The 16,014-nt window shown below is 36.3% G+C and carries 16 protein-coding genes; 2 read left to right on the top strand and 14 right to left on the bottom strand.

Going from position 1 to position 16,014, the window contains the following annotated elements; all coding sequences use genetic code 11:
• Positions 1–103 precede the first annotated feature (103 nt).
• The 12 genes from trmFO to IGJ34_RS07795 all read right to left on the bottom strand — a co-directional run bounded on the left by trmFO (position 104) and on the right by IGJ34_RS07795 (position 11,881).
• Positions 104–1,420: an FADH(2)-oxidizing methylenetetrahydrofolate--tRNA-(uracil(54)-C(5))-methyltransferase TrmFO gene (gene trmFO / locus IGJ34_RS07850; RefSeq protein WP_430597176.1), complete on the bottom strand. Its 1,317-nt coding sequence runs from the start codon at positions 1,418–1,420 to the stop codon at positions 104–106.
• Between the two features lie 76 nt (positions 1,421–1,496).
• Complete coding sequence (gene topA, locus IGJ34_RS07845) at positions 1,497–3,575, bottom strand: type I DNA topoisomerase (RefSeq protein WP_111247177.1); 2,079 nt, start codon at positions 3,573–3,575, stop codon at positions 1,497–1,499.
• 120 nt (positions 3,576–3,695) lie between these two features.
• Positions 3,696–4,577: a DNA-processing protein DprA gene (gene dprA, locus IGJ34_RS07840; protein ID WP_069653167.1), complete on the bottom strand. Its 882-nt coding sequence runs from the start codon at positions 4,575–4,577 to the stop codon at positions 3,696–3,698.
• Between the two features lie 68 nt (positions 4,578–4,645).
• Positions 4,646–5,413 (bottom strand): ribonuclease HII, encoded by a 768-nt coding sequence (locus tag IGJ34_RS07835; RefSeq protein ID WP_206834166.1) that lies wholly within the window; start codon positions 5,411–5,413, stop codon positions 4,646–4,648.
• Positions 5,403–6,266: a ribosome biogenesis GTPase YlqF gene (gene ylqF, locus IGJ34_RS07830; protein WP_069653165.1), complete on the bottom strand. Its 864-nt coding sequence runs from the start codon at positions 6,264–6,266 to the stop codon at positions 5,403–5,405. Before ylqF ends, IGJ34_RS07835 begins: the two co-directional genes overlap by 11 nt.
• An 8-nt stretch (positions 6,267–6,274) precedes the next feature.
• A complete protein-coding gene (gene lepB / locus IGJ34_RS07825) occupies positions 6,275–6,829 on the bottom strand; it encodes a signal peptidase I (RefSeq protein WP_069653164.1) in 555 nt (184 codons plus the stop codon).
• A gap of 164 nt (positions 6,830–6,993) precedes the next feature.
• Positions 6,994–8,439 (bottom strand): S41 family peptidase, encoded by a 1,446-nt coding sequence (locus IGJ34_RS07820; protein WP_430597175.1) that lies wholly within the window; start codon positions 8,437–8,439, stop codon positions 6,994–6,996.
• Between the two features lie 95 nt (positions 8,440–8,534).
• A complete protein-coding gene (locus tag IGJ34_RS07815; RefSeq protein WP_069653163.1) occupies positions 8,535–8,753 on the bottom strand; it encodes a YozE family protein in 219 nt (72 codons plus the stop codon).
• A gap of 4 nt (positions 8,754–8,757) precedes the next feature.
• Positions 8,758–9,267 (bottom strand): peptide-methionine (S)-S-oxide reductase MsrA, encoded by a 510-nt coding sequence (gene msrA, locus IGJ34_RS07810; protein ID WP_111247182.1) that lies wholly within the window; start codon positions 9,265–9,267, stop codon positions 8,758–8,760.
• Positions 9,264–9,962, bottom strand: coding sequence for a YpmS family protein (locus IGJ34_RS07805; RefSeq protein WP_430597174.1), 699 nt, complete (start codon positions 9,960–9,962; stop codon positions 9,264–9,266). The genes msrA and IGJ34_RS07805 overlap by 4 nt, the downstream gene beginning before the upstream one ends.
• A gap of 5 nt (positions 9,963–9,967) precedes the next feature.
• On the bottom strand, positions 9,968–10,864 hold the full coding sequence (locus IGJ34_RS07800) for an SGNH/GDSL hydrolase family protein (protein WP_430597173.1): 897 nt from the start codon (positions 10,862–10,864) through the stop codon (positions 9,968–9,970).
• A 174-nt stretch (positions 10,865–11,038) separates the two neighbouring features.
• Positions 11,039–11,881, bottom strand: coding sequence for a DegV family protein (locus tag IGJ34_RS07795; RefSeq protein WP_069653160.1), 843 nt, complete (start codon positions 11,879–11,881; stop codon positions 11,039–11,041).
• Positions 11,882–12,011: 130 nt separating this feature from the next.
• On the opposite strand from IGJ34_RS07795, the gene trhA reads away from it, so the two are divergent.
• Both trhA and IGJ34_RS07785 read left to right on the top strand, forming a co-directional pair.
• Positions 12,012–12,665 carry a PAQR family membrane homeostasis protein TrhA gene (gene trhA, locus IGJ34_RS07790; protein ID WP_430597172.1) on the top strand — a complete coding sequence of 218 codons (654 nt, stop codon included), beginning with the start codon at positions 12,012–12,014 and terminating at the stop codon, positions 12,663–12,665.
• Between the two features lie 162 nt (positions 12,666–12,827).
• Complete coding sequence (locus IGJ34_RS07785) at positions 12,828–13,028, top strand: hypothetical protein (protein ID WP_069653158.1); 201 nt, start codon at positions 12,828–12,830, stop codon at positions 13,026–13,028.
• A 74-nt stretch (positions 13,029–13,102) separates the two neighbouring features.
• On the opposite strand, the gene IGJ34_RS07780 is transcribed toward IGJ34_RS07785, so the two are convergent.
• Positions 13,103–13,615, bottom strand: a complete 513-nt coding sequence (locus IGJ34_RS07780) for an adenine phosphoribosyltransferase (protein ID WP_069653157.1) — start codon at positions 13,613–13,615, stop codon at positions 13,103–13,105.
• A 2-nt stretch (positions 13,616–13,617) separates the two neighbouring features.
• Positions 13,618–15,930 (bottom strand): single-stranded-DNA-specific exonuclease RecJ, encoded by a 2,313-nt coding sequence (gene recJ, locus IGJ34_RS07775; RefSeq protein ID WP_430597171.1) that lies wholly within the window; start codon positions 15,928–15,930, stop codon positions 13,618–13,620.
• Positions 15,931–16,014 lie beyond the last annotated feature (84 nt).

The raw sequence follows: 16,014 nt of genomic DNA, 5'->3' as shown, positions 1-16,014 counted from the left end.
TCATAAACTGTAAGCGTAATTTAATCTGTTTTTCGCTTGTTTTGTATCGCTTAAAAGACCAATGCAAATCGTTTGATTCGCACTGGTCTTTTTGTTCTTTCGTTTATTCTTTGATAGTTAAATCTTGTTTCATTTTAGCTAATGTCGTCAAAGCTCTGTCTGCAATGGCTTCATATCGTTCTTTTTTATCCCGAATTCTTTCTGGCAATTCAGGGAACAAACCAAAGTTAGCGTTCATCGGTTGGAAATGTTTGCCTTCTGCATGCGTAATATAGTAGGCCATACTTCCTAAAGCTGTTTCTCTTGGGAAAACGATAAGTTCTTCCTCTTTGGCCAAACGAGCTGCATTCATACCTGCTAATAAACCACTAGCTGCACTTTCTACGTATCCTTCAACACCTGTCATTTGACCAGCAAAGAATAAGTTTTCTCTCTTTTGAGATTGATAAGTTGGTTTCAATAGTTCTGGTGAGTTCATAAAACTATTACGATGCATAACACCATAACGAACAAATTCAGCATTTTCTAAACCTGGAATCATTTGGAAAACACGTTTTTGTTCGCCCCATTTTAGATGTGTTTGAAAACCTACAAGATTGTATAATGAAGCGGCTGCATTATCTTGGCGTAATTGGATAACAGCATAGGGACGTTTACCTGTCTTAGGATCTTCCAATCCAACTGGCTTTAATGGCCCGAATAACATCGTTTTGATGCCTCGTTTAGCCATTACTTCAATTGGCATGCATCCTTCAAAGAATTTTTCTTTTTCAAATGTTTTTAAAGGAACAACTTCAGCAGAAATCAAGGCTTCATAAAAAGCTTTAAACTCTTCTTCCGTCATTGGACAATTTAAATATGCTGCCTCACCTTTGTTGTAGCGAGATTTTAAATAAACTTTATCCATATCGATCGTTGCTTTGTCCACAATCGGTGCCGCAGCGTCGTAAAAGTAAAAACCGTCTGAACCGTTAAACTCTTTGATTTGTTCTGCTAATGCTTCTGAAGTCAATGGCCCTGTGGCAATGATCACGATTCCATCTGGAATAGCAGTGATTTCTTCATTCTTAACTGTAATCAATGGATGATTTTTTATTTTATCCGTAATTTCTTGTGAAAACGTATCTCGATCAACGGCTAAAGCGCCACCAGCAGGTACAGCAGTTTTATCCGCACTGTTGATGATGATTGAATCTAAACGTCTCATTTCTTCTTTCAGAACACCAACAGCATTCGTTAAGTTATTGCCTCTCAATGAGTTAGAACATACTAATTCAGCAAAATTTTCAGTTTGGTGAGCTGGAGTGTTTTTTACAGGACGCATTTCATAAAGTGTTACTGGGACACCAGATTGGGCAACTTGCCAAGCAGCTTCACTGCCCGCTAAGCCAGCGCCGATAACTGTTACAGGAGTATTCATCTATTTCCTCTTTTCTTCAAAAAACCAACGGGCTTTTCCACTGGTTTTTTAATTTTCTTGTTTTTATAGATATCGTTTATTTTTGAACGTTCTCTTCATAATCACCATTGATACAGACGACTTGTTTTCCACCTTTGACTTTTTTCTCAACGAGATATTGACCACATTTTGGACATGGACGCCCAATTGGTTTATCCCAAGATGTAAAGTCACAATCTGGATAGCGGCTACAACCGTAGAATAATCGATTCTTTTTAGATTTACGTTCAATGACTTGCCCTTCTTTACAAACTGGACAAGTAACACCAATTTCTTTGACGATTGCTTTAGTATTTCGACATTCTGGGAAGTTACTACATGCATAAAATTTACCATAACGTCCTAGCTTGATTACCATTGGATGACCACAGAGATCACAATCGAAGCCAGCTGGCTCGTCTTTGATTTGAATTTTTTCGATTTTTTCTTCTGCATTTGTCAATTCTTTTTCAAACGGTCTGTAGAAACGATCCACGACTTCTACCCATTTTTCTTGACCAACACCAATTTTATCTAAATCCCCTTCCATTGAAGCTGTAAAATGAACATCAACGATTTGTGGGAAAAATTCAACAATCAATGAATTAACGATCTCTCCTAGCTCGGTCGGCTCGAAACGTTTATTTGTTAGCTTAACATAATAACGTCTTTGAATCGTTTCTAAGGTTGGTGCGTAGGTTGATGGCCGTCCAACACCATTCTCTTCCAAAGCTCGGATCAATGTTGCTTCACTAAATCTTGCAGGTGGTTGTGTGAAGTGTTGTTTCGGTTCGATATCAAGAGCATTGACTTTGTCTCCTTCGGCTAAATCAGGTAAGATATTTTCTTTATCTTCTTTGCCATCATCGCGACCTTCAACATAAACTTGCATAAAACCTTTGAATTTTACTTTAGCACCATTCGCAATGAAAATCACGCCATTTTGTTCCAATGTTACTTTCATTGTATCCAAGATAGCCGGTGTCATTTGACTGGCAACCAGACGTGACCAAATTAAAGTGTAAAGTTTTAACTGGTCTTTGTCTAAATATTGTTTGATTTCATTCGGGGCACGCATAACGCTAGAAGGACGAATCGCCTCATGAGCATCTTGGGCTCCTTGCGCATTTTTTACTTTACGACCACCATGAGCAGAAAATTCACTACCGTACGTTTTTTCAATGTATTCTGCTACTTCTGCTTTTGCAGAATCTGCGATTCTAGTGGAATCTGTACGCATATACGTGATTAAACCTACTGTACCCTGTTTCCCTAAGGGAATTCCTTCGTATAATTGTTGCGCAACCATCATAGTTTTTCGTGTTCGGAAGTTTAATTTTCTGGCTGCTTCTTGTTGTAAACTACTAGTTGTAAAAGGTAATGCAGGATTACGTTTCCGCTCTTTCTTTTCAACTTTTGTCACATCGTATTCTTTACCTTTGATTCGAGTAGTTACTTCTTTTACTGCTTCAGCGTTCGGTAATTTTTTCTTTTTACCATCTAGGCCCCAGAAATTAGCCTTAAATTTTTTCTTTGCTTTCTGAAAATTACCATCAATGCTCCAATATTCTTCTGGAATAAATTTGCGAATATCATTTTCACGATCAATGATAATTTTAAGTGCTACAGACTGTACTCGACCAGCACTTAAGCCTTTCTTCACTTTACGCCAAAGAATTGGACTTAGTGAATAACCCACTAAACGGTCTAGAATGCGGCGTGCTTGTTGCGCATCTACCAAGTCTAGGTTAATCGTGCGAGGTTCTTTAAAAGCAGCTTTTACCGCTTCTTTCGTAATTTCATTAAATACAACACGGTTTTTATCATTTAAATCCAAGCCAAGAAGGAAAGACAGGTGCCAAGCAATGGCCTCCCCCTCTCGGTCCGGATCGGCTGCGAGATAAACTTTTTCAGCTTTTTTTGCAGCAGCTTTTAAACTTTTTATGACGTCGCCTTTACCTCGAATTGAGATATAGTGCGGTTCATAATTATTTTCAGTATCAACACCCATTTTACTTTTAGGTAAATCTCTAATATGCCCAACACTGGCAACAACCTTATAGTTTTTTCCTAAATATTTTTCAATCGTTTTGGCTTTAGCTGGTGATTCCACAATAACTAGATATTTATACGCCATTAAACGTGTGGCTCCTTTCGGTTTTTGTGTTTCTTCTATTATATATATCAAAATGTAGAGAACTCACAAATCGTACTTCATCATATCTATTCATTACAGGTTTGTCAAGGATTGATACAGTTAAATCGTAAAAAATTGAATTTCTTCTAAAATATCTTGTGGACAAATAGTACATTTTGCTCCATCTTGAATGAGGCCGTGACAACCATCTGATTGGGAATCAAATACATTACCTGGGACCGCAAAAACTTCACGACCATACTCTAGAGCAGCTTGGGCTGTGATCAAAGAACCACTTTTTTTTCTGGCTTCGATTACACAAGTACCTAGACTCATTCCTGCAATGATCCTATTTCTCATTGGGAAATGATACTTTCTAGGTCCTGTACCATTAGGGTATTCGCTTATAACTAGTTGCTCCTCCATCATTTTTCGCTGAATATGTGCGGTCTCCTTAGGATAACAACTATCTAGCCCTGTTCCAATGACACCAATGGTATTCCCACCATGTTGCATCGTGATTTGATGACTGACACTATCAATTCCTTTAGCCAATCCACTAACAATAGTTAAATTATTACTGACTATTTCCGGAATCAATTGGCGTACAACATTAATTCCATATACAGAAGCAGCTCTTGCTCCGATAAAAGACAAACAATTTTGTTTTAAAAGCTCGATATTTCCTTTATAAAACAGTACTACAGGACAATTATAGATTTGTTTTAAGTAATAAGGATATATTGGATCTAAAAGTGTAATAAAGCGGTGTGAGTGCTGGTATACTGATAATTTTTCAGGGTCTTTTGACCAAAAATCCCATGATTCAGAAAATAGTTTTTGATAGGTCGTAATTCCAGCAATTTGGATAATTTCTTCTTTAGAAAAATCTGTACTATTGTTGTATCTCATTGAAAAATCTAGTACTTTCAACATACCTAAATTTCCAATGCCGTTACAAATAGCTAATTTAAAAAGTAACGCTTGTTGTTTTTCTTCCATAAAAAAAACCTTCTTTCACAAATACTTGTTGTAGTAAGTATTCGCAAAAAAAAGGTTATTTTATTTTATTAATACATATTTTTAATTGGAGCGAACGTTTTTCTATGAATTTCGCAAATTCCTTGTCTTTCCAAACCTAGCAAATGTTCTTTTGTACCATAACCTGCATTATTTTCAAAACCATAACCAGGATACGTTTTAGCATAGTTTTCCATCATACGATCTCGAATAACTTTAGCAACGATACTTGCTGCAGCAATCGATATGGAGCGAGCATCCCCTTTAATGATACTTTCTTGGGGAATATTAACATCTAACGTCATTGCATCAATCAATAAATAATCAGGAACAAAACAAAGATCTTCCAACGCTATGCCCATAGCCATTTTTGAAGCTTGATAAATATTGATTTCATCGATTTTATGATGATCTACCATGCCGATCCCAATTGAAATAGCTTGATTTTGGATTTCATTGTAGAGTTCATCTCTTTTTTTCGCAGATAATTTTTTAGAATCATTTACGCCGAGAAGTTTAAAATTTTCAGGAAGAATAACAGCTGCCGCAACAACAGGACCCGCCAACGGTCCACGACCTACTTCGTCGATTCCAACAATCAATCGATGCCCCTTAGCTCGGGCTTCATTTTCAAATTGTTGCATTTCTTCAAACAATGCTATTTCATTTTCGTGGCGCTGAATCCTTCTATCCCATTGTCTTAACGCTTGTTGAACACCGCTACGCTCATCTGCTTGCCACAAACGGATTCTGTCATCATCTCGATTATCAATCGTGGCTAAAGTGTCTTTAATTTGCAGAATTGACTCAGTTTTCATCTTTTGTAACTCCTAATTCTTCCCAGCGATCTAATGTGTAAGGGCCTAATTTGCTGCTGCGGATTTCTTGAATGATCATTTCACTTGCACGATCGTAATCATCGCGAAAGCCACGCTTTTGACTAATTAGCATCAGAAGTTCAGCTCCTTGTAAAAAGGTCTCCTCTTGTGTTAGCTTATAACGTTCAACCAGTCGCTCTGGATAAAAACGTGAAAAAAATGTTAACCCGTAAATTGCTAAATCATCCAAGTGTAGAAGTTGGTCTTTGATTGCGCCAGTTAAAGCTAATTTTTTACCGATTTCTTGATCTTCAAATTTAGGCCATAAAATACCTGGGGTATCCAACAATTCTAAATCTGTTCCCGAACGAAGCCATTGCTGGCCTTTCGTCACACCGGGTTTATTACCTGTTTGGGCAATTTTTTTACCGACTAAACGATTCATCAATGTTGACTTTCCAACGTTTGGAATCCCGATACACATTGCACGAATAGCACGTGGTTTTAACCCTTTTGAACGTTCTCGATCTAGTTTTTCTTTTAGTGCTTTCTTTGCTTCTGGAACAATTTTGTTGATGCCTTTATTTTGTTGAGCATTAATAACTAAAGTATTGTAGCCCTTTTCTTGGAAATACTTTTGCCACTTTTGATTTTGATCCTTATCAGCTAAATCACCTTTGTTAAGTAAAATCAAACGCGGTTTTTGTTGTACAATCTGATCCATCATTGGATTTCTTGATGAAAGGGGAAGCCTTGCATCTATCAATTCAAAAACGATATCAACATACTTTATTTTTTCGGATACTTCTCTTCTGGCCTTAGCCATGTGTCCTGGAAACCATTGTATTGTCATTTTATCACCTATCTTGGTATGAATTTCATATGTGTTATTGGGTAGTATACAAATTGTGCTTTACCTAAAATATACTTGCTTTCTACAGCTCCGAAAGAGCGGCTGTCTTTTGACATTCGTCGATTATCACCCAATACAAAATAACTATCTTCGGGTAAAACCTCTTCCGTAGTAAGATCACTTAAATTAAAATTAGTCGTATAAGGGGCTGTCTCGTGATCTTTTTTTATATTTTTTTCTAAAAACGGCTCCTCAATAGGCTTTTCATTTATAAAAAGCTGATCATTGTCATAGCGAATCGCTTCTCCTGGTAGCCCAATTACTCGTTTAATGTATATGGCTCCATTTGGTAATTTGAAAACAATTACATCAAATCGCTTGATTGATGTGAATTTTTCCATCGCGATCATGTCACCTTGACTGAGGGTTTTCTCCATCGAATTCCCATCGACAGGCACAGGAATCAAAATAAAACCTCTTAGTATAAACAACAACACTAGGGAAGGAATGAGTATTTTTATGAAAAAAATAAAATAGCCAATATAAGATTTTCGTTTTTCCACTCTTTTCTCTCCCTTTTTTCTTGCTGATTCTATTATAAAGGAAAAACACTAGAAAAAGCGACTAATTTAAAGGAAAAATAAAACAGATCATAGTAAAAACTGAAATTGGCGTGAACAGTCAATTTCAGTTTTGAATGTATCGTTATTTTTCACAGCCGTTTCTTTTAGTTCTTTTTATTTTCGTGTTGTAGTTCCTTTATGGCAGTTTCATATGCTTGGTCGTTATCCTTAATTTTCTTTCCAACTTCAATTTCAATTTGAGCGGCTGTATCATTGTCAACTTCCCCTGTAACGGGTAAATCGTTGTCTGTTTGTACCGCATTTACGGCTTCTTTTGTTTGCTCAGTAAAATCGCTAGTATCAGGATTGACTTCATAACCAAGAGCATTTAACAAAGCATTGACGTTTTTGACAACTGGTGAAGAATCCCCTGCTTTTAACGTTTTATCTCTTGAAACCGGCGATAAATAAGCAAAATCTGGATAGTCAGCTGTAATGGTCGGTTCTAGTCCTTTTTTGTGAATCCATTCCCCTTTTGGTGTCAGCCATTTTAAGACGGTTAACTTGATTTCACTCTTGTCATTCAAATTTTTAATGGTTTGAACGGTTCCTTTACCAAACGTTTTAGTTCCAATGATTTTTTTATTCCCAGATTCTTTTAAAGCTGCCGCAAAAATTTCAGATGCACTAGCGCTTCCTTCATCAACTAAAACAACGGTCGGTTCAGTTACTTTAAAGCCACCATCCAAATCAGTAGAAGCGACATCCTCACTGGTATTGCCTTTTTTGTCTTCAAATTTAACGATTGTTTTGCCGTCTTCAAGGAACATACTCGCCATTTTTTCGACTTGGTCCAGTAAGCCACCAGGATTTTGGCGTAAATCAATCACAAAAGATTTAGCTCCGTCTTTTCTTAAATTTTTGATTGTGTCTTGTAATTCCTTATAGGTATTTTCACCAAATGAAGTGATTTTTATCGAACCGATCGTAGGATCTTGTTTATCTATCTCTCCTTTAACAGTCTCGATCGGAATCGTATCTCGCTTGATTTTCAATTCAAAGGTTTCTTCGCCCCGTTTGATCGTTAAACGGACTTCAGTGCCTTTTTTCCCGCGAATTTTACTGACAACTTGGGAAAGAGTCTTTCCTTTTGTTTCTTTATCATCGACTTTTAAAACTATATCATTCGCCTTGATTCCTGCTTTGGCTGCTGGAGACCCTTCGATTGGTGCTTGTGCCACAGTTGGTAGCTCATCCATCATGGTCATTGTTGCCCCAATGCCTTCAAAACTCCCAGCTAGACTTTGATCTAATTCATCTGCTTCTGGTTCATTTAAGTAGCTTGAATAGGGATCATCCAAGGCTTCTGTCATACCTTTTAGTGCCCCATCAACTAATTTTTTCTCATCAACTTTTCCTACATAATTATTGATGATTTCATTATATAGATTATCGACTTTTTTTAACTCACTATTTTGAACTGGAGTGTTTGCTAATTGTTTTTTGTATTGGTAGTCAAAATAAATATAGCAACTACCGCCGGCCAAAAAAGCAACACAAAGAATCGAAATAATGTATTGGTGAAAAGGGATTTGTCTTTTATTTTTCATACGGTCATCTCTTTCTGTAAAAATATCATTGCATGTTTTCAAGTTTACCATGAAAAAAAAAGAAGGAAAAGCTTTCTTTGCCTTTCCTTCTCTTTTTATTTATTGTTTTCTAAGTATTTTTCCCATAAGTCATCAAAAATGTGCATGTTTGTTAAATAATCAGCATTCATTTCTAAATAGCTAGATAATTCATGATACTCTTCAGACTGTTTAGGAAACTGAATATCTTTCGCAGCATCGTTTGCAAATTGGCTCTCTTCTGTTTTTTTGGGCGCTCTTAGCGTCATTAAATAGTGATAAAAACTTCTTCTCATATGGTCACCAATTCTTTTCTATAAAATTTGCTCGATTTATATGAGCATCTTTATAACGCTCTGGGTCTTTTTGGTAAAAGTCTTGATGATAGTCTTCTGCTGGATAAAAAATAGCTGCAGGTTCAATCGTTGTAACGATTGGTTCAGTAAAACGGCCACTTTCTTGTAACGCTTTTCGACTTTTTTCTGCAATTTTTTTCTGTTCCTCATTTATATAAAAAATCACTGGGCGATAATTATCACCACGATCTTCAAATTGACCTAAAGCATCCGTTGGATCTGTCTGTTGCCAATAGATTTCAACTAATTTTTCATAGGATATAACAGTAGGATCAAATTCAATCTCAACAGCCTCAGTATGCCCTGTAGTATGACTTAACACTTGTTCATATGTTGGATTAGCTACATGTCCTCCAGTGTAACCAGACGTTACTGATTGAATCCCTGGTTGTGTATCAAATGGTTGGATCATACACCAAAAACAACCACCGGCAAAAATTGCTTTTTCACTCAATTTAACTCCTCCTTCGTGTTTAAAGTAGTATTATTACTATCTTTTGGTAAGTAGATATTCATACGAATGTCGTCATCTACTAAATTTATTTTTTCTGCTCGGATAAATAACCCGTTTTGCATTCTAAATTGATCTAAACGAAGTAAAACAGTACTATCGTCTGGATTTACTTCTACCCAGTTTGGTAATTTATAATCTCTTTGAACAAACTTTAGGATTTCTTTCATTGGTAATCCTAGTGTACCAATCGATAAGCTTTTTGCTTTGAGTTGCACATTACCGTCATCCATTACGTAAGGATCAAAATAAAGATAAAATTGAATCGGATGTCCTAAGACTTTAAAAGTACCATTTAGCATCGCTTCATTTTCCAGATAAAATTTATAAGTAATATCTGATCCTTTTTGGAAATCACCTAGGTAAAAATCGATCAGTGCATTTATTTGCTTCTTCGTTGATTGAACCGCTATAACAGGTGTACCGTCTTTTTCAACTAATTCTGGAACGGGTTTATAGTTTGGTTCGCGAACTTGGGTGACTCTTACAAAAACAAAGGCTAAACTTCCAATCAAGGCTGCTACCAAAACAATGAACGCAACTTTCCAATAATTAATGGATCGTTTTACTTCAGGCGCTTTTTTGCTTCGTTTGTTCGTTTTTTTCACTTCTTTTTTTTCTTCTGATTCATTTGCCATTTGTATCACTCACTTCCTTTTTTGAGCCATTTATCTTGCGTTTTTACCATTTCGTCACGCACTGCACTTGCCATGAGTTGATACCCTAAATTGTTGGGGTGAAAGTGGTCTTCTTCATATAGCGCATTGTTTTTGATATCTAGCTCACTGCTTGATGCTGTTCCAGAGGCTAAATCTTCACTGCTGACGATCCCTACCTCATCACCTGCTCCTTTATAAAGCAAATCATTTATTGGAATAAAATACGCAATTTTTTCTGCTTTGACGATTTCTTCTGTCCCATTATTCCAGTTGTCCACAATCTCTTGCATTTCTGTAATATCAGGGAAATAAAGATAAAATGGATTGTAAATGCCTAGAACATAAATGGGTGCCTCTGCATTGTAATTGCGAATTTCCGTTAGAACTTTTTCTACTTCTTTCTGATAATTTTTCAGTGGTCTTTCAAACGAATTTTTCGTTAAACGGAATACGTCTCCCTTAATTACTTTCATCAAGTCATTTCCGCCCACAGTCAACGTAATAATATCTGCTGAAGCTAAGCCATCTTGGATCTCTTTATTTTTTTTGATTCGCTTAAGAATTTGATCACTGCGATCACCGTTTTTTCCAAAATTATCTGTTTGGACACCGTTTAAATGATATTCCTCCTGCAAATCCTTAGCCACGAGTGGAACGAATCCACCTGAATTTGTTAAATCACCAATTCCTTCAGTCAATGAGTCACCGATGGCGGTGTAGTGGAGCACTTCTTTTGTTTCCGTTTTAGCTACTTGCATTGTTCCAGTACCTAAAATTGGTTTGGCTTTAGGTATTGCCACTACTAATAATAAAAAAATACCAATCATCGTGATGAAAAAAAGTGTGAAGCTTGGCCAATTTCTTTTGAAAAGTAATTTCATTGTATCCCTTCCTTTGCTGTGAATCACGAAAAGGTTGAACATTCGCTGATTCACAGTATTTGGCAATATTATTTTTAATTAAAGTAAATTATCTCTATTTTCACTTCATTTGTACAGTAAAAAGTTATAAAAAAATTGATTAAAAAAAGCAGATCAGTTTGATCTGCTCAAAACTCAGTCCGTATAGTACATGATAGCAAATGCACTCTTACCTGTGTGAGTTGCGATTACAGGGTTTGTATGCAACACAGGTATTTCCATATCAGGGAATAGTGCTTGTAGGCCTTCTTTAAATCCATTAGCTAACTCTAATCCATCTGCGTGAGAAATACCGATTTGACGCACATTTGATAAAGTACTTAATTCATTTTTTAGTTCATCAAACCATTTATTGAACGTCTTCATTCCTCGACCTTTAGCCACAGGAATCAGTTCTGTATGTTCGAAATCCATGACTACTTTCATATTAAAAATGTTGGATAAAAGTCCGGTTGTACGACTGATCCGACCACCTTTAACTAGATTGTCTAATGTAGAAATTCCAATGAATAGCTTCGTATTTTCTTTGACATGATTGATTTCAGCTAAAATCTCTGGAACGCTTGCACCATTTTTAGCTAATTTAGCTGCTTGAATTACTTGAAATGATAAGCCTTGATCGGTAAAATCACTATCGATTACTGTCACATTGGCAGAGCTTAAATTCCCCGCTTGTCTAGCCGCTTCTACTGTACCGCTCAAGCCTTTTGTCATATGAATGGAAATCACTTCGCTTCCATCAGCTCCTAAGCGATCGTATAGCTCCACAAATTCGCCGATTGGCGGCTGGCTTGTCTTTGGCAATGCTTTTGCTGTACTCATCAATTCCATAAACTGTTCGCCTTCTAAATGGTCGTCATCAGCGTATACTACACCGTCAATCATTACAGATAAAGGCATCATTTGAATATCCAAATCATCGCGTACACTTTTCAGCATTGTGCAAGAAGAATCGGTCACAATTTTAACATTTGTCATAATTTTATCACTCTTTCTTTAAAAACAACCTCAATTCGTGTTAAAATACAGTTGAGGCTTAAATGTCTATTATTATTATAACAGACAAAGAATTATTTTTCACCAAATTAAAATGAAGGAAGTTGATTTCTTGGAAAAAATAAAATTCTCAAAAAAATATATGATTTTAAATGAAGTTCTTAATGCAGTAACTCATGGGATTGGGGCTGGATTAAGTATTGCTGGCTTAGTGATTTTATTAGTAAAAGGCGCACGTCTTGATTCTACTGTATATGTCGTTTCCTACGCCATATATGGCTCAACATTAGTGCTTTTATTTCTGGCTTCAACCCTATTTCATAGTTTGATTTTTACTAGAGCGAAAAAAGTTTTTCAGGTTTTTGACCATAGTTCGATTTTTTTATTGATCGCCGGAAGCTATACGCCGTTTTGTTTGCTGAGCATAAAAGGTTGGCTTGGTTGGTTATTGTTTGTGCTTATCTGGGTAATGGCTATCAGTGGTGTTGTCTATAAATCCCTGACCTTACACAAACAAGAAACAGTAAAAAATGTTTCTACTGTGATTTATATTATTATGGGCTGGCTGTGCATTACTGCTGCAAAACCCTTATATGACTCTTTAGGTCCTACAGGCATCTCATTATTGGTTGCAGGTGGCGTTTCCTACACATTAGGTGCCGCATTTTATAGCTTAAAAAATGTTCGCTTTATGCATGTAGTTTGGCATTTGTTCGTGATGCTAGGTGCTGGTTTCATGTTCTTTTCAATTTTGCTTTATACTTAGAAAAACGTAAAACCCATTAGTTTAAAGGCTTTTAGATACTTCTTTTTTGATTAGTAAAAAAGAAGTATCTTTTTTTGTATTTATCTCTTTACAAACCGAACAAACATTCGTATAATAACTATACAAACGTTTGTTCGATAAAAAATTATGAGGTGATTAAGAATGAAAGCAGTTCGTCGTGGCGGGTTATTATTTGTTGTATTGATTATTGGTATTTTCTTAGGAACATTAGGCTTACAGTCCGCTTTACTTATTGTTAGCCCTCTATTTATTATATGGTTCATGTTATGGGACGAAAAACGGTACACACATACAAGAAAAAAAGAGGACCATCAACATTATATATATCGCAAATATCCATAAATCAAAGTAAAATAATACTTCCGCATATTTAAAAAAAGCTCTTTACTCCAGAATTTCGAAGTAAAGAGTTTTTTCTAATATTCCATCAATGTAACGATTTCATAACCAGCAATTTTGTCTCGTCCATGTAAATCCATCAATTCAATCAGAAATGCACAGCCGACAACAATTCCCCCCAATGATTCAATCAATTCAATAGTCGCTTTGATTGTACCCCCAGTTGCTAATAAATCATCACAAATCAAGACGCGTTGTCCTGGAATGATTGCATCTTTATGCAGTGTCAATGTATCTGATCCGTATTCTAAGTCATAAGTTACTTCAATTGTTTCACGAGGCAACTTTCCTTTTTTACGGACAGGAGCAAAACCAACTCCTAGCTCGTATGCAACAGGACAGCCTACTATAAAGCCACGTGCTTCAGGACCTACGACCATATCGATTCTCTTTTCTTTTGCGTAATCAACGATTTGCTTTGTTGCTTCACGGTACGCCTCGCCATTTGCCATTAAGGGTGAGATATCCCTAAAGATAACACCTTTTTCTGGATAATCTGGAATACTAGCAATATAATCTTTTAAATCCATTTTTATACTTCCTCCTCATTCCACAGCCAATGTTGTAATGTCTCACGATCGCTGTATAACAAAAATTCTTCTGTTTTGATTCTTTTTAAGCGAGTTTGATAGACCATACTTTCCGTCAAAGGATGGTTTTCAGGGTTTTCAACTTTTCTTAAAACACCGTTCTCTATTGTAACAAATCCTAGATCAAAAAACACCTGAATCATAAAAATTAATAGCTTTTCTTGGATTTTTAAATGTTGTGCGACAACATTTAGTTTGTAACGAACATCTACTTGTTCTTGTTGTCTTACAAATTTATACAGTTGTGCATACTGTTCTCTTGTTCCTGTTCCATTCAAATACGCTTCTTCTTGAGAAATTCCCATTAAATAAACACGTTCAATTTTTCCAGCTTGAGTGATTTGTTTTAATAAATCACTATCATCTGGACAGTCAACGAACACTAGTTGTTGACTGTCGGTTGTTTTGATAGACTCTACTGTTTCAGCCACCGTCGTAAATAAATAGCCCTGACTGCTTGAATCATCAATCAATTTTTGACTCTCCGCATTAAAATAAATATATAGTGTATGTTCAGCAGGTATCTCTTTTTGGCGAGCATTTTTTCCTCTTAGATCAAACAATTGAGTCCCTTTTACTGAAAAATCACTGACCATCAGTTGTGGTTTTTTATTACCATTCCACTCATTGATCGACAACTGCCCTACGATGTTTGTTGTTCCTTGTCCAAATTCATCCACTTGATTGCCCATCTGAAAAGCAATCGCATCTAATTTAGTGCCCTCTTGACTTATTTGGAATTTAAGATGACTTTTGTCGGCTCCAATTTGCCGACTTTGCTCAACTGAGACATCTTCAAAAACAAAATTAGGTACAGGATTATCTGTTCCCAAAGGAGCCAGTATTTTTAGTTGCTGAATAAATGGAATCGTAGCGTCTTCGACTTTCAATGACTCATCGATCAGCATCTCTTGACCTTGAGATAAATCAATTTGATTTATTTCTAAATACTGAATTAAATGTTCTTTTACTTTGACGATATTCGCTACAGGTAATGTCATACCAGCAGCCATATGATGACCACCAAAATGAATAAATTCTTCACGGATTTCACTTAATGAATCAAACAAATTCAATGCGGAAACACTACGTCCAGAACCTTTTGCTAGCTCGTTGTTTTCATCGATTGTAAGTACAATTGTCGGTTTCCCTGTATCTTGCATGATTCTACCAGCAACAATACCAAGTACTCCTTCGTGCCAACCTTGTTTTGCCACAATATGGATTGGAGCAGTCGGATCAATTAGTTCAAAAGCTTCTTTCGTAATGGTAGCAACGATTTCTTTGCGCTCATCATTTTGGCTATTGATATAGGTTGCGATCCGCTTTGCTTCTTCTTCATCGAATGTTGTCATCAATTCAACACCAGGACTCGCATCACCTAATCTTCCCAATGCATTTAAGCGCGGTGCAATTGTAAAACCGATATTTTCTTCACTAATAGCCTCTTTTTTAAGTTCGGCTAGGTGAACCAACACATCTAAACCAATCCGTTCACCTGTTTGAATCATTTCCAGTCCCATTTTGACGAGAACTCTATTTTCATCAGTCAGTGAAACTAAATCGGCAATCGTTCCAATTGCAACTAAATCAAGAAATTCAACAGGCAGTTCTCCCAATAACGCTGTTGCAACTTTAAAAGCTACTCCAACGCCAGCCAATTCTCCAAATGGATACTCTCCTAAGGGATGTTTCGGGTGAATGATTGTGAATGCATTTGGTAATTCAGGTGGTAACTCATGATGATCTGTTACAATGACATCTATGCCTTGTTCTGTCGCATAATTTATAGCTTCGTGTCCAGCCACACCATTATCCACAGTGATGATCAGCTGGATACCATTCTCAATTTGTTCTTTAAATACAGCTAAATTAGGCCCATATCCTTGAATGAATCGGTTAGGCAAGAAGTACTCTACTTCCCCACCAATCAGTTCAATTGCCTCTTTCATAACAGTAGTACTTGTAATACCATCAGCATCATAATCACCGTAAACCAAGATTTTTTCGCCTTGTGCTACAGCATCTTGAATTCTTGTGACAGTTTTTTCCATATCATGCAGTAAAAAAGGATCATAAAGGTTTTCTACTGTCGGACGTAAAAATGTTTCCAACGCTTCTTTTGACTGAATACCCCGATGCCATAAAATTTGGCCTAGTAAAGGATTGATCTGTTCATTTGTTAGTATAGTTGAAAATTCTTCTGGCAATTCTGTCTTTTCCCGCAATTGCCACGTATATTTTGCTTTTTTCACGACGTCACTCCTAACCAAGTAATTATATCAAATACAGTGGGAAAACTAAAGAAAGTATCCTGAAAATCCGCAAATTAAAAAGCA

The organism is Enterococcus sp. AZ177, from assembly GCF_050544585.1.
In the GTDB taxonomy this organism is placed as follows: Bacteria; Bacillota; Bacilli; order Lactobacillales; family Enterococcaceae; genus Enterococcus_L; species Enterococcus_L plantarum.
This window is presented reverse-complemented; position numbering and strand designations above follow the sequence as displayed.